Origin of the sequence: Clostridium rhizosphaerae (assembly GCF_016765585.1) — a bacterium.
In the GTDB taxonomy this organism is placed as follows: Bacteria; Bacillota; Clostridia; order Clostridiales; family Clostridiaceae; genus Clostridium_AT; species Clostridium_AT rhizosphaerae.
In genome coordinates this window covers 100,515-115,928 of record NZ_JAESWC010000004.1, presented here as the reverse complement: position 1 = coordinate 115,928, position 15,414 = coordinate 100,515, and the positions used below count along the sequence as shown (strand labels likewise).

Below are 15,414 nucleotides of genomic sequence, written 5' to 3'. Positions count from 1 at the left end.
GATGTTTGCAAAAAAAGATAAAACTGAAATGCTTGAAAACAATCGTTTTGGAAGTGTTTCGAAGAAAAGTAATTTAATTATGAATTTTATAATGGCTTTACTGGCATTTTTATGCGTAGTACCTTTTATTTTTGTAGTCATTATATCTTTTACCAGCGAAAAATCACTAAAGACAAACGGATTTAGTTTTTTCCCGGATAAATTAAGCTTGGAGGCCTATAAGTATATAATTACTTCAAGCGATCAATTGCTGAAATCTTATGGGGTAACTATTTTAATAACTGTGCTTGGAACTATAGTAGGTTTGTTTTTTATATCTACTTATGCATACGCTATATCAAGAAAAAGCTTTGCCTACAAAAAGTTTTTTACAACCTTTGCATTTATACCGATGCTTTTTGGAGGAGGAATGGTATCCTTTTATCTGGTAGTAACTAAGTTTCTTCATCTGAAAAATAGCATATGGGCACTCATACTCCCAATGTGTATGAATTCCTGGTATGTTATAGTACTCAGAACCTTTTTTAAGACCTCAGTTCCGGATGCAGTTATTGAATCAGCTAAGATTGATGGAGCCACTGAATGGAGATTGTTCTTTCAAATTGTACTTCCTATATCACTTCCGGGGATGGCAACAATAGCATTATTTCTAACTTTAGGCTATTGGAATGATTGGTTTAATGCAATGTTGTTTATAGATAGTCCATCATTAACACCACTTCAGTATTTGCTTATGAGAATAGAAAACAGTATGGAGTTTTTATCCCAAAACGCTACAAAGTTAGGTGTATCGCAAATAGAAGCTGCGGCTAATATGCCAAAAGAAACTGCAAAGATGGCAATGGTTGTTTTATCAACATTACCTATAGTTTTTGCATATCCATTTTTTCAGAAATATTTCGTTAATGGACTTACTATAGGAGCGGTAAAGGAATAAATGCTCTAAAAAAATCAATATTTTTCACAGTAAAAATAGAAATACTACACTATAATTAAATATTACCGCTTTATATAATATAGATGTAAACGAAAACATTTCGATATGGAGGGGTTTAAATGTTAAAATTTAAAAAACTAATGGCGCTGACCATGGGGACTTTAATGGGAGCTTCCATAGTTCTTACTGGATGCAGTACAAGCAAGTCTGCTAATGGGGAATCGGGTAAAAACTCACAGCCTGTTGAGTTGGTTTGGTATACCATAGGTGCACCTCAAAAGGACACCGAAAAAGTAAATGAAGAAATAAATAAGTATATCAAAGATAAAATAGGTGCAACAGTTAAAATTAAACAGATCGACTGGGGTGACTATAGCAAAAAGATGCAAATAGTTGTTAACTCAGGGGAAGAGTATGACATAGCCTTTACCTGTTCATGGGCAAATGATTACTTATCTAATGCTAGAAAAGGTGCATTCATAGCATTGAATGATCCTAAAAATAATTTGCTGGATAAGTATGCAAAAGATACTTATAATGCAGTTGATCCTGGTTTCTGGGAAGGTGCAAAGCTTGACGGAAAAATTTATGCTGTTCCGACAAATAAAGAGCTTGGAGTAGCTCCAATGTGGGTATTCACAAAAGAGTATGTTGACAAATACAAAATAGATATAAGCAAGATAAAGAATCTAGAAGATCTTGAACCATACCTAAAGATTATCAAGGAAAAAGAACCGGATGTAGTTCCGTTTTATATAACTAAAGACTACTCTGTTCCTAATTACTTTGATAAACCTATTGATTCTACACCTGTAGGTATAGGTCTGGATGATTCTTCGTTAAAAGTAGTAAATACATTTGAAACTGATAAAGTAAAGAAGCAGCTTGAAACAATGAATAAGTATTATAAAGCTGGATATATAAATAAAGATGCTGCAACTGCAAAGGATGAAAAGACTGTTAAAAGATTTGTAACCAAGGGCGATGGACAGCCTTATGCAGATGTATTATGGTCAAAGGATTTAGGATACCAAGTTGTTGCAACTCCAATAATGGATACTTATATAACAAATGGTTCTACAACTGGTGCTATGCAGGCAATTTCTGTTACTTCAAAGCATCCAGACAAAGCAATGCAGTTCTTAAATTTATTAAATACAGACAAGACTTTAAGAAATCTTGTTAATTATGGAATAGAAGGCGTTCATTACCAAAAGGCAGGCGATAATCAAATCAAGATATTGCCGGATCAAAAGAATTACCAAATGCCATATTTCTCACTTGGAAACTTATTTATAACATATACTTTAGACAATGAGCCAAAGACAAAATGGGATGAATTTAAAAAGTTTAATGCTGAATCAAAGAAATCTTCATCACTAGGCTTTAAGTTTGACCCAGCACCTGTAAATACTGAAGTAGCAGGTCTTAAAAATGTTTTAGACGAGTTCTCTCCATCATTGTATAGTGGAACAGTAGATCCAAATGAATACCTTCCAAAATTAAATGCTAAGTTAAAATCAAGCGGAATAGATAAGATAATAACTGAAATGCAAAAACAAGTAGACGATTGGAAGAGTAAAAATAAATAAAATAAAAGAAATAAAAGAACAACCGGCTTCAATTTGAAGCCGGTTACTTTTTTATTATTTTGCGTCTGCTTTTTTAAACAATTCTTTGAACTTGTCATCAACAGCTTTATCAACTTTTTTAGCATCCTTTAAAGTTGGTTCATCGCTATCGCTAATAGTCATTGTAACTTCATATAAATCAGTTGGTACTTTATTAGCATCAAGAACTACAACAAAGTCCTTTTCAGTTTTCTTTCCGCTGACATTGCTGTAATATGTATAAACCTTTGTGTTAGCCATATCAACCTTTTGGTCTGTCATAGCTTTTTCTCTTATTGCTTTAGCCTTGTCAGCATATGTTTTGAATTTAGCTTTGTCTAATATTTTTATAGTTCCGCCAGCAGCATCAAGATAGAAGTAATCTTTATTGCCTAGGTTGTCTAAAATATCAGAAAACTGAGTAACTTCCTTTGCTTTGAAATCAGGATCAAGCTGGTCCTTTTTAACTTCTTGCTTAGTTTCTTGTTGTGGCTTAGTATCAGCCGCAGTTGTTTTTTGTTCCTTTGCTGAACAAGCAACTAGAGAAAGTGTTAAAGATGCTGCTAAGATTGCAGTAATAAATTTTTTCATGTAAATCGCCCCCGTAAAAATAAATTCATTAATGTTAATTAACTGAACTAATTATACCACATAAAGTAAAATATGCAAATGTTTTTTAAAATTCAATATTCTTAATATTCATTTTATGAAGGAAATACTTCAAAATGATTATATTTTTATTTAAACGCCTTAAATATTATGATTTTGATAAAAATAAAAATAAAATTTAATGAAAGTCAATTGTCAAAATATTTAGATTATGATTGATTATACTTCAAAATATATGATTTTTTAGTTTTTATAAAATATTATTTTGGTACATTCACAAAACTTTAAATATAGTATATAATAAATGAGAATAGTTATTAATTAATATTCGCTTATAAAATATAATGAAGGGGAAATTTGCATGGTGATATTAATAACTGTAATTTTAGCTTTTTTATATGCTTCTTTGGTTGAGTATTGTCTTCATAGATTTGTGCAGCATCGTTCTTATGAGTTAGAACATATAAAAAATCATCATAGATTATTTCATGGGGTAAAATCCTATCAATTTAAGGAAGCTAAGTCGGAGGATATCCTTTTGGATGCAAAGGGAATTTTAATGAATATTGGATTATACCTGGTACCTTCTGTTTCGATTTTTATGAAAAGCAAAATATATGGTGTTTTATTTTTTGTGATTTGCTTTGTTTATAATATGTGGGAGGAATGTGTTCATTTTTACTCTCATAAAACTACAAATATGTTTTTGGAGAAAACTAAGCCTTTCAAAAGGTTAAAGGAACATCACAGAGTTCATCACTACATCTATAATTCTAATTATGGAATAGGCTCAACTATATGGGATATAGTGTTTCGAACAAAGAAGCTGGCAGATAAGAGATGGGAAGAGCGAATAATCAGCTTAATGAAGAACGAAGAATGAAGAATGAAGAATGAAGAATGAAGAATGAAGAATGAAGAATGAAGAATGAAGAATGAAGAATGAAGAATGAAGAATGAAGAAAAAATTGCGGCAAGCCGCAATTTTATTTTTGTATTGGAAGCCAATTTAGTACTTTTTGTATTTGAGTATCCCAATATGCCCAGTCGTGAACTCCTGGACCTTCATCATAGGTGTAATCAAAGTCAGTATCTTTAATAAAGTTTTTAAAAATCTGATTGTCTTCATAAAGAAAATCTTCTGTTCCGCAGCATTGGTATAGCTTAGGTTTACCAGATTTTAAAGCTGATACTTGTTTAGCTAGGTAAAGAAGGTCGTTTTTACTTTCAGCTATTGAATTTAGGTCTCCAAATATGTTATATAATTCTTCTTTATCCTGTATTGTATCTTCCTTAACTCTTGAAGCCATATCCAGTACACCTGAAAGACTTGCCGCAGCAGCATATTTTTCAGGAAAGCTTAAAGCTGCTTTAAATGCTCCGTAGCCTCCCATTGAAAGTCCTGCAACAAAATTATCCTCTCTTTTTGAGCTTAATGGGAAGAACTGTCTTGCTATTTCGGGAAGTTCTTCTGTTATGTACGTAAAATATTTGTAGCCATGCTTCATATCTGTATAAAAGCTTCTGCCTGCATTTGGCATAACTACTGCAAGCCCCATGTCAGAAACGTACCTTTCAATTGAAGTTCTTCTTTGCCATATTGTATGGTCATCAGATAAGCCGTGAAGCAAATATAAGGTTGGATACTTCTCTTTTACTTCCGAACCTTTCATGCCGATTTGTGAGTATGTATTTTGAGGTAAAATTACACATATAGATGTAGATATACCCAATACATCAGAAAAAAAGTCGCAATGAATTAGTGCCATATTACTGCCTCCTTATAATTATTACTATATAGTGAATATAAACATTTTCCTACTATATAAAAATTATTTCAAGAATTTTTGTGCAAAATATAGAAAATATATAAGTTTGCTTTAAAAAGTAACTTCTATAAATTAATATATGATATATTTTAAAGTAGATATAAATAGAGAGGATGAATTGCTATGAGCATAGAGAAAAAGGCCTTTGGAAAAACTTTAGAGGGCAATGAAGCATATATATACACTCTTACAAATTCTAATGGAATGTCAGCTGATATAACAAACTTTGGCGGAATAATTTTATCTCTTAAGGTTCCTGACAAAGAAGGAAAACTTGACGATGTAGTGCTTAATTATAATAAGTTGGAGATGTTTTTTAACAGAGGACCATACTTTGGTGCAATTATAGGCAGATATGCAAATAGAATTGAAAATGCAAGCTTTGAACTTAATGGAATTAAACATGAACTTTACAAAAATGACGGAGAAAATACTCTTCATGGAGGGCTTAAGGGGTTTGACAAGGTGCTTTGGGATGCAAAGCCTATAGAAGAGAAAAATGCGTTGGAGCTTACTTACTTAAGTACAGATGGAGAAGAAGGCTTTCCAGGAAACTTAAGTGTTAAGGTTACATATACTCTTACTGAAGATAATGCAGTTAAAATAGATTATAATGCTGTTAGTGACAAGGATACATTAATTAATCTGACAAACCATTCTTACTTTAATCTGTCAGGCCATGCTTCAGGAAACATTCTAAAGCATAAAGTTATGATTAACGCAGATAGTTTTACTCCAAATGATGAATATTCTATACCAACAGGAGAAATTATGAGTGTTAAAGGAACGCCAATGGATTTTACAGAGTTTAAAGAAGTTGGCATAGATATCAAAGAAGAGTATGATCAATTAGTTTATGGTCATGGATATGACCATAATTGGGTGCTTAAAGTAAGCGGCAAAACACCTGAAAAGGCAGCTGAAGTTATTGATGAAAACAGCGGAAGAGTTTTAGAGGTGTATACAACAAAGCCTGGTATTCAGTTTTATGCAGGGAACTATTTAGATGATTCTGAGATAGCTAAGGATGGAATAAAGTATAGAAACTTCAGCGGGCTTTGTCTTGAAACTCAGTACTTCCCAAACTCTATAAAGCATAAGCATTTTCCTTCACCAATATTAAAGGCTGGAGAAGAATATAAACATACAACTATTTATAAGTTTTCTAATTTATAGTGCTAAGATAATAAAGCCTCTATAAGAACTAATAATTTTCTTATAGAGGCTTTCATAAAATAATTTAATTTTGAACCAGAAGTTTTATCTGGTTAATCTCGTTTTCTATATCTTCTTTCGAAACTGCGCTTAAAAATGAAAAACGGCAATTTAAAGCATTACTAAGTGCATCTAAAGCTTCTGTATAATTCTCAAAGTATACCAGTGTTTTTGCGTAATAATAATAGGCTGTTGAAAACTGAGGCTTCATAGGAATAAGTTTATTGTAAATTTCTAGTGCTTTATTGTAATCATCCAAAAAATAATAGTTCATAGCTAAATTATCTAAAAGGCTTGGATCATCTTTACTGTACTCATAGGCTTCTAAGTTAAACTCTATAGCTTTGTTGTAGTCGCCACTTAGTATTAAGTAATAGCCTAAATTTTGATAAAGCACTGATGTTTTTATGCCATCTTTATATAGTTCTTCAAGCAGGCTTATTGCTTCGTTTATATCGTTCTTTTTCCAAGAAACTAAAGATAAATTTAGAATAGCACTTATCCTATCCTTTTGAGAAATATTCTGGCTTAATATTTCTTTCAATATTTTTTCAGCTTTATCGGTATAAGCTTGTCTTAATAATACATATGAGTACATTATTTTTATAGTAGGTGTGCTGTGCTTTGAATTATAAGCTTTCTCATAAAACTTTAGAGCATCTTCAATATTTCCGCTATTATATTTCTTATTAGCCATAATAAAATAAATAAAAGGCATAAATCTATAAACGAAATAAAGTATAGCAACTAATACAATAAGTAGTAAATATTTGCTCATTTTTATATCCCCCAATCTATAATAAGTCATAATAATAGTATACAAAAAAATGAATAGAATAACAAATCTGAATATAATAGAGTTATTTTATTTACTGTGTAAATCATATTATGATATATTATTTGTAAAGCATTATTTCAGTTACAAGGTTATGGATATACTTATATAAAGGGGAATTATAGTATGGTTGACTTAAAAAAGATGAGCAGAAAAGAAAAGATAGAATATATATGGGATTATTATAAAATCCATATTATTGCAACGATGATTGCTATATTAGCTGTAAGTTCTTTTATTTATAGTTACGTTACAAAAGTAGAATATGTATTTAATCTAACAATACTCTGCAATGACATGGATGAAAACGCAAGGGTTAATTTAGAAAAGCAGATTACAAATTATGTGGTAGGTAAAGGTGAAAAAAGAAAGCAGGCTGCCGTGGAAGTAATGCCAATTACTGATACAGGCAATTCATCGCCGATGACTGCTCAGTATATGCAGAAGTTTATGGTTAAACTTGCTGCAGGAGAAATTGATTTGGTTATATTTGATAGAAGTATGCTTGAAACATATACTAAACAGGAAGCTCTTGTAAAACTTGACGATATAGTAAATGATAAATCAGTACAGGGCGTATCTGATAATACTAAAGGGGTATACGCGGTAGAAGCTGATAATATTAAAATTCTTAAGGATGTTGGCTTCAATACCAAAGATAAACTTGTTGGAATTATAAGTTCTGGTAAACAAAAAGAAAAAGCAGTTTCAGTATTAAAGTGGATGATAAATAAATAACAAAGGAGTGTTCATTAAGTTATGGCTAAAAAAGAATTTGGAGAAGGAGCTATTTTTACGATAACAAACTACATTTGGTGGTTTTTCTTAGGGAATTTTTACTTTGCTCATACAAATATATTATTTATATTTGTATGGTTAGGTACAAGCTCTCAAGGGGATGCCGGTTTTAATCTGCTTACTGTTATTTCACTGCTTCCGGCAGGACCTGCACTGGTTGCTCTTTTAAGTGTTATGGGAAAGCTTGTTAGAGATAAAGATGTTGATATGACTAAGGATTTTTTTAGAGCATATAAAAAGAACTTTTTTGAAGCTTTATTTTATTGGGCTGGACTTTTGGTGATTTTAAGTGTGCTTTATGTTGATGTACTATATTTTAATTCAAATACAAAGCTTACTATATTAAAAATGTTTTTAACTGTGATAGCTTTTATTGTAATTTCTATGGCTCTTTATATTTTTCCGATTATATCAAGGTTCTATTTTAAAGTTAAAGATGTATTAAAAACATCATTTTATTATTCTATAAAGAAGTTTCCGATTACAGTATTAAACTGGATATTGTTTGTAGGATTAACATACATGGCTGCTAAGATTACAAGTCCCTTTGTGCTTATGTTCTTTTGGAGTGTGCTTTGTTACTTGATTATGCTTAATACAAAGCCTATACTAAATGAATTGGAAGGCAAATATGTAGATAGACAAGATGAAAAACAAATTAATATTGAAAATGAGTAGATATTTTGAGAGCTTCACTGGAATCAGTGAGGTTTTTCATTTATTATACAGCAGGAATTTTTATAGCAACTGTAGTTCCTTTGTCATATTGACTATGAAAAGATTGATTTGCTGCCTTATGGAAAAATAGAACTGGAGGCATTTGATATAAGAATATTAAAGAGATGAAATAATAAAACAACGAACATTTATATTTAAAGGTTATAAATAGTATGTAATGGTACGAAAGCATAAATAATTTATTCGACAATCTATTGCTATTTTAAGTAAACAATGCTATTATATAAAATATAATAAAACAGAATATTCCATCCATATAATTCTGATGATATGGTTCAGAAGTTTCTACAGAAAACCCTAAATTTTCTGGCTATGGGTGAGTCCTAAAGGCATAATTATCTCTATGAGTGTTTTTACGCATCCATTTTGAGGTTTATTAGCTGTTATTTAAAATCCACTATGGGCTTACCTTAAGCTTATAGTGGATTTTTTATTATTAAAATTAGGAGAAGATATTTATGGATAGTAGTATAAGGAGATTATTTGTTGAGAAGAAACCAGGCTTTGATGTAGAAGCTCAGAGCTTAATTAAAGATTTGAGAGACAACCTTTTTATTAAGGGGCTCAACGCATTAAGAATAATAAATAGATATGACGTACATGGAATACAGACAAATGAATATGAAGGTATAAAACAAAATATATTATCCGAAAAAACTGTGGACTACGTTTATGACGAAGTTTTAGAGATTGCCAAAGAGGATAGAATATTTGGCTTAGAATACCTTAAAGGCCAGTATGACCAAAGGGCAGACTGGGCTGAGCAGTGTATACAGCTTTTGGTTGGAAGAGAAAATATACAGGTTAAGTGCGCAAAGTTCATAGTCCTAAAAGGAAACGTAACAGATAAAGAACTTGTAAAAATAAAAGAATATTGCATAAATCCTGTAGATTCAAAAGAAGCATCCATTGATGCTGAAAGTTGTTTTGAAGAAGAGCAATCTAAGCCTAAGGATATACAAATAGTAAATAATTTTATAGACAACGATGATAAAGCATTAAAAGACATTTTCCAAAAACTCAACCTTGCAATGAGTTTTGAAGATTTAGTTTTTTCCAGAGAGTATTTCAAAAACATTGAAAAACGTAACCCATCTATAACAGAACTTAAAGTAATTGATACTTACTGGTCAGATCATTGCAGACATACCACCTTTAATACAAGTATAAAAAATGTTCATATCCACAATGGAAAATATTCGAATCCTATTTATATAACTTATGAAGAATATTTAGAAAGCAGAAAATTTGTTTACAGAGATAAGGAAAAGTCGGAAAGCTTAATGGACATAGCTGTGATAGGCATGAAGGAATTAAGAAAAAAAGGGCTTTTGAAAGATTTGGATATTTCCGAAGAAATTAATGCCTGCAGTATCGAGATAGATGTTGATATAGACGGAAAAATTGAAAAGTGGCTTTTAATGTTTAAGAATGAAACACACAATCATCCTACTGAAATAGAACCCTTTGGAGGGGCGGCTACATGTTTAGGAGGTGCCATTAGGGACCCACTCTCTGGACGAGCTTATGTATACCAGGCCATGAGGGTAACTGGAAGCGGAGATCCAAGACAGAAACTTGAAGATACCATACCTGGAAAACTACCTCAAAGAAAGATAACTATCGGAGCTGCTAGCGGATATAGTTCTTATGGAAATCAAATAGGTTTAGCAACTGGACAAGTAACTGAAGTTTATGATGATGACTTCGTGGCAAAAAGAATGGAAATAGGTGCTGTAATAGGTGCTGCTCCAAAAGAAAATGTAGTACGAGAAAAACCGCAGTCTGGAGATATAGTTGTACTCATTGGTGGAAGAACAGGAAGGGATGGCTGCGGAGGTGCAACTGGTTCCTCCAAGGAGCATGATGAAAAGTCTATTGCTAACTGCAGTGCAGAGGTTCAAAAAGGTAATGCCCCTACAGAGAGAAAGCTGCAAAGATTGTTTAGAAACAAAGAGTTTAGCAAATTCATTAAAAGATGCAATGATTTTGGCGCAGGCGGAGTATCCGTTGCAATAGGAGAACTTGCGGACGGGTTAGATATATATCTTGATAATATACCCAAAAAGTATGAAGGTTTGGATGGGACTGAGCTAGCTATATCAGAGTCTCAAGAACGTATGGCTGTAGTTATATCAAAAGAAAATAAAGAATTAATCTTTAAATTTTGTGAAGAAGAAAACCTGGAGGCAGCTGAAGCGGCATATGTAACTGATACAAACAGACTAAGGATGAGCTGGAAAGGAAACTACATAGTAGATATAAGCAGAGAATTTTTAGATACAAATGGGGCTAGACAGACGACAGACATTGATGTAATAAGTCCAAGCGAGGAAAATAATTATTTCAATTACTGGATAAAAGAAGCAGAGCATTACAAAGATTGTTTAGCGGATTACTGGAAGTATAATTTGCAAAAATTGAATATCTGCAGTGAAAAAGGATTAGTCGAGAGATTTGACAGCACAATAGGTGCAAGCACAATTTTAATGCCTTTTGGAGGGAGGTATCAGTCATCCCCGGCAGAAGGTATGGCTGCTAAAATTCCTGTACTTAAAGGAAATACAAATACTGCATCTATCATGACTTTTGGTTATAACCCTCTAATAGGAAAGTGGAGTCCGTACCATGGAGCCTTATATTCTGTAGTAGAAGCTGTGACAAAAGTTGCTGCAATGGGTGGAGATTATAGAAAAGTAAGACTATCTCTGCAAGAGTATTTTGAAAAGCTGGGAAAAGATGCTTCAAAGTGGGGAAAACCTTTTTCTGCTTTGCTTGGAGCACTAAAGGCTCAAAAGGAATTAGAAATTCCGGCAATAGGAGGTAAGGACAGTATGTCAGGTACCTATAAAGATTTGAACGTTCCTCCTACATTGGTAGCTTTTGCAGTTTGCACATGCAATGCAGAAGATATTGTTTCTACAGAATTTAAAAGGATAAACAGCAGGGCCGTTTTAATACCTTTATCTAGAAAAGAAGATGAAACACCTGATTTTAGTATACTAAAGAGAAATCTTAGCAGGGTAAAAGAACTTGCAGATAAAAAGAAAATTATAGCAGCCAGCAGTGTAAGACAAGGCGGAATCAGTGAAGCTATAAGCAAAATGTGCTTTGGAAATAAAATAGGTTTTAAATTTACAAAAAAAGTATGTTTTAAGGATTTATTTGAGCCTAACTATGGAAGTTTAATAGTTGAAATTGATGCGTGGGAAAATGTTGAGCAACTATTTGATGGAATTGAGTATGAAGTTTTAGGAACTACGAAAGTAGAGGAAAACATAGAGTTTAACGGAGAGAAACTTAGCATTTCAAAACTTTATGAAGAATATGAAGCGGCATTGGAAAATATATTCCATACTAAAACCGATGCCTGTGATGAACCAATTAAAAATATCGAGTTTAATAAAGATATAACTAGAAGCAATAAAACAAGTATTGTAAAACCGAAAGTATTTATTCCTATATTTCCCGGAACAAATTGCGAATATGATTCAGCTAGAGCCTTTGAAAAAGCAGGGGGTATAGTAGAAAGTTTAGTATTTAATAATTTAACTTCAAGACATATTGAAGATTCTATTGAAGAGATGGTTAGAAGAATTAATGCTTCACAAATAATTATGATTCCAGGTGGATTTAGCGCTGGTGATGAACCTGAAGGTTCAGGAAAGTTTATAACAGCAGTTTTTAGAAACAAGAAAATACAAGAGGCTGTTATGGAACTTTTAAAAAAGAGAGATGGACTTATGCTTGGAATTTGTAATGGCTTTCAAGCTCTTATAAAGCTTGGACTATTGCCTTATGGAGAAATAAGAGATATAGAAGAAAATAATCCTACATTAACTTATAACGAGATTGGAAGACATGTTTCAACAGTTGTAAAGACAAAGATAACTTCAAATCTATCACCTTGGTTTAGCAATGTTAAGGTAGGAGATGTACATTGGGTGCCTGTTTCTCACGGTGAAGGAAGATTTATAGCTAGAAAAGAAGAAATTGAGAGGTTGATTAAAAGTGGACAAATTGCAGCTCAGTATGTTGATTTTAGTGGAAATGCAACCTATGACATAAATCATAATCCTAATGGATCTTATTATGCAGTAGAAGCTGTAACAAGCCCAGATGGAAGAATATTAGGCAAAATGGCTCACAGTGAAAGAATTGGAGAAAACCTATTAAAAAATATACCAGGAAATAAAAATCAGAAAATATTTGAATCTGGAATTGATTATTTTAAGTAAAGGAGAGCGCGTATGAAAGTAGCTATTATTTTTGGAAGTAAATCTGATCTGGAAATTATGAAGGGAGCAGCAGAAGCCCTGAAAAGCTTTGGTATAGAATATAAGGCGTATATTTTATCAGCACATAGAGTTCCTGAAAAGCTTGTAGAGACTATAAAGGAAATTGAGGCAGAAGGTGGAGAGTGTATCATAGCTGGAGCTGGACTTTCAGCACATCTTCCTGGAGTAATTGCTGCGCATACTATACTTCCTGTAATTGGGGTACCTGTAAAGGCAGCCTTAGGAGGACTTGACTCATTGTTATCAATAGTTCAAATGCCTAAAGCTATACCGGTTGCAACTGTTGGAATAAATAATAGCTTTAATGCCGGAATGCTTGCAGTAGAGATACTTTCTATAAAGTATAGTGCTATAAGAGAAAAATTAATTCGATACAGAATTGATATGAAAGAAAAATTTATAAATGAAAATAATGAAGGAGTTGAGCTTTAATGGAAAAGAAAGTAATGATGTACGAGGGTAAGGCTAAAAAAATATACAGTACAGAGGATAAGGATAAAGTAATTGTTTATTACAAAGATGATGCTACTGCCTTCAACGGTGAGAAAAAAGGACAGGTGCAAGACAAAGGCATTTTAAACAATACTATTACTTCAATGTTATTTGAACTTATAGAAAAAAAGGGAGTTAAGACCCATTATATAGAAAAACTTAGTGAAAGAGAACAGCTTTGCAGAAAAGTAAATATAGTACCTCTTGAGGTAATTGTAAGAAATGTTGCTGCAGGAAGTATGGCAAAGAGGCTGGGACTTAATGAAGGCTTTGAGCTTAAAACTACAGTCTTTGAACTTAGCTACAAAAATGATGCTTTAGGTGATCCTTTAATTAATGACTGCCATGCTGTTGCAATAGGGCTTACTACATTTGAAGAACTTAAAGAAATCTACAGCATGACTGATAAGATAAACAATATATTAAAGGAATTCTTTATGAAGCAGAATATAAAGCTTATAGATTTTAAACTTGAGTTTGGAAAAACCAATGAAGGAGAAATCATACTGGCAGATGAAATATCGCCTGATACATGTAGATTCTGGGATGCTGATACAAATGAAAAGCTAGACAAAGACAGATTCAGAAGAGATATGGGTAATGTTAAGGAAGCTTATGTTGAAATACTAAAGAGAATCAGCGGAGAGAAATAATATGTGCAGTGATAAATTTAAAGAAGAGTGTGGAGTATTTGGAATTTACTCTAGAGAAGACTTGGATATAGCATCAATTACTTACTATGGATTGTATGCACTTCAGCATAGGGGACAGGAGAGTGCAGGTATAGCAGTATCAGATGGTGAAAATGTAATTTGTCATAAGGAAATGGGACTTGTTAATGAGGTTTTTAACAAAAGTGTACTTGATGAAATGAAGGGAATATCTTCTATAGGTCACGTTAGATATTCTACAACAGGCTCCAGCAATGTAAATAATGCTCAGCCTATTTTAGGAAAATATAAGCTTGGAAATATTGCTATTGCTCATAACGGAAATCTTGTAAATGCGAATATTATAAGAGAACTTTTAGAGGATGGAGGTTGTATTTTTCAAACCACTAATGATTCTGAAGTAATTCTGAATCTTATAGCACGAGGAGCAAAAAGAGGAATAGAGCAAGCTGTCTTAGACGCCATTCAAGCAGTAAAAGGATCTTACGCCATAGTCATACTTACAGAAGATAAGCTTATAGGAGTTCGTGACCAGAACGGTATAAGGCCTCTGTGCATAGGAAAATTAAACGATAGTTATATACTTTGTTCTGAGAGCTGTGCTTTAGATTCCATAGGTGCGGAACTTGTCAGAGATATAAGACCTGGGGAAATAGTTATTATTGATGAAAATGGGATAAAGTCTATTAATTTTAGCGAGAGGGCGAAGCAGGAGGTTTGTGCTTTTGAATATATCTATTTTGCAAGACCTGATAGCACTATTGATGGCATAAATGTTTATTCGTCAAGAGTCAAGGCTGGTGAAGAGCTTTATAAGGAAAATCCAATTAAAGCCGACATAGTAATAGGTGTACCGGACTCAGGCGTTCCTGCAGCCGTTGGGTATTCAAAAGCCTCAGGAATACCATATGAAATCGGATTTGTAAAAAACAGATATGTAGGCAGGACTTTTATATCCCCTTCTCAGGAGCTTAGAGAAAAAGCTGTATCCGTAAAATTAAATCCTTTAAAGGTGAATATTGAAGGAAAATCAGTTGTGCTTATTGATGACTCTATAATTCGTGGAACTACAAGCAGAAGACTTATAGAAGCTTTAAGAAAGGCAGGAGCAAAGGAAGTCCACTTTAGGATTGCGTCTCCTGTTGTTAAATACCCCTGTTACTTTGGAATAGATACTCCTTACAGAAAGGAACTCATAGGGGCACAGCTTAATATTGAGGATATAAGAAATGAGATAGGTGCAGACAGTCTATCATACTTAAGTCTTGACGGACTGCTAAAATCTCTTGGTTCCAATAAATTCTGCTTAGGTTGTTTTAATGGTGTATATCCCGTAGCAGCCCCAATGGAAACAGATAAAAATCATTTGGAAGTTTAAAGGA

13 protein-coding genes and 1 riboswitch are annotated in these 15,414 nt (G+C 32.8%); of the genes, 10 read left to right on the top strand and 3 right to left on the bottom strand.

From position 1 onward, the window contains the following. Position 1: 1 nt before the first annotated feature. Positions 2 to 937, top strand: coding sequence for an ABC transporter permease subunit (locus tag JK636_RS10690; RefSeq protein ID WP_202748939.1), 936 nt, complete (start codon positions 2 to 4; stop codon positions 935 to 937). 119 nt (positions 938 to 1,056) lie between these two features. Next, positions 1,057 to 2,529, top strand: a complete 1,473-nt coding sequence (locus tag JK636_RS10685; protein ID WP_202748938.1) for an ABC transporter substrate-binding protein — start codon at positions 1,057 to 1,059, stop codon at positions 2,527 to 2,529. Between the two features lie 54 nt (positions 2,530 to 2,583). On the opposite strand, the gene JK636_RS10680 is transcribed toward JK636_RS10685, so the two are convergent. After that, entirely contained in the window at positions 2,584 to 3,138 is a 555-nt protein-coding gene (locus tag JK636_RS10680; protein ID WP_202748936.1) for a hypothetical protein, read from the bottom strand. 379 nt (positions 3,139 to 3,517) lie between these two features. On the opposite strand from JK636_RS10680, the gene JK636_RS10675 reads away from it, so the two are divergent. Continuing rightward, positions 3,518 to 4,039: a sterol desaturase family protein gene (locus JK636_RS10675; RefSeq protein ID WP_202748934.1), complete on the top strand. Its 522-nt coding sequence runs from the start codon at positions 3,518 to 3,520 to the stop codon at positions 4,037 to 4,039. A gap of 103 nt (positions 4,040 to 4,142) precedes the next feature. On the opposite strand, the gene JK636_RS10670 is transcribed toward JK636_RS10675, so the two are convergent. Further along, positions 4,143 to 4,925 carry an alpha/beta hydrolase gene (locus tag JK636_RS10670; protein WP_202748932.1) on the bottom strand — a complete coding sequence of 261 codons (783 nt, stop codon included), beginning with the start codon at positions 4,923 to 4,925 and terminating at the stop codon, positions 4,143 to 4,145. Positions 4,926 to 5,108: 183 nt separating this feature from the next. Between JK636_RS10670 and JK636_RS10665 the strand changes: the two genes are divergently transcribed. Further along, positions 5,109 to 6,161 carry an aldose epimerase family protein gene (locus tag JK636_RS10665; protein WP_202748930.1) on the top strand — a complete coding sequence of 351 codons (1,053 nt, stop codon included), beginning with the start codon at positions 5,109 to 5,111 and terminating at the stop codon, positions 6,159 to 6,161. A 64-nt stretch (positions 6,162 to 6,225) separates the two neighbouring features. Here the strand turns inward: JK636_RS10665 and JK636_RS10660 are convergent, their stop codons facing one another. Continuing rightward, on the bottom strand, positions 6,226 to 6,978 hold the full coding sequence (locus tag JK636_RS10660) for a tetratricopeptide repeat protein (protein ID WP_202748928.1): 753 nt from the start codon (positions 6,976 to 6,978) through the stop codon (positions 6,226 to 6,228). A gap of 183 nt (positions 6,979 to 7,161) precedes the next feature. Here JK636_RS10660 and JK636_RS10655 point away from each other — a divergent pair, with 183 nt between their 5' ends. The 6 genes from JK636_RS10655 (at position 7,162) to purF (ending at position 15,410) form a co-directional block, all read left to right on the top strand. Then, a complete protein-coding gene (locus JK636_RS10655; RefSeq protein WP_202748926.1) occupies positions 7,162 to 7,773 on the top strand; it encodes a hypothetical protein in 612 nt (203 codons plus the stop codon). Between the two features lie 21 nt (positions 7,774 to 7,794). After that, the gene (locus JK636_RS10650) at positions 7,795 to 8,511 is read left to right on the top strand and encodes a YesL family protein (RefSeq protein ID WP_202748924.1); all 717 of its coding nucleotides are present in this window, start codon (positions 7,795 to 7,797) and stop codon (positions 8,509 to 8,511) included. A 292-nt stretch (positions 8,512 to 8,803) separates the two neighbouring features. After that, positions 8,804 to 8,904, top strand: a riboswitch (purine riboswitch). A gap of 125 nt (positions 8,905 to 9,029) precedes the next feature. Beyond that, positions 9,030 to 12,809 carry a phosphoribosylformylglycinamidine synthase gene (locus tag JK636_RS10645; protein WP_202748922.1) on the top strand — a complete coding sequence of 1,260 codons (3,780 nt, stop codon included), beginning with the start codon at positions 9,030 to 9,032 and terminating at the stop codon, positions 12,807 to 12,809. Between the two features lie 12 nt (positions 12,810 to 12,821). Beyond that, a complete protein-coding gene (gene purE / locus JK636_RS10640; protein ID WP_202748921.1) occupies positions 12,822 to 13,301 on the top strand; it encodes a 5-(carboxyamino)imidazole ribonucleotide mutase in 480 nt (159 codons plus the stop codon). Beyond that, positions 13,301 to 14,014, top strand: coding sequence for a phosphoribosylaminoimidazolesuccinocarboxamide synthase (gene purC / locus JK636_RS10635; protein ID WP_202748920.1), 714 nt, complete (start codon positions 13,301 to 13,303; stop codon positions 14,012 to 14,014). Before purE ends, purC begins: the two co-directional genes overlap by 1 nt. Position 14,015: 1 nt before the next feature. Beyond that, on the top strand, positions 14,016 to 15,410 hold the full coding sequence (purF, locus tag JK636_RS10630) for an amidophosphoribosyltransferase (RefSeq protein ID WP_202748919.1): 1,395 nt from the start codon (positions 14,016 to 14,018) through the stop codon (positions 15,408 to 15,410). Positions 15,411 to 15,414: the final 4 nt, after the last annotated feature.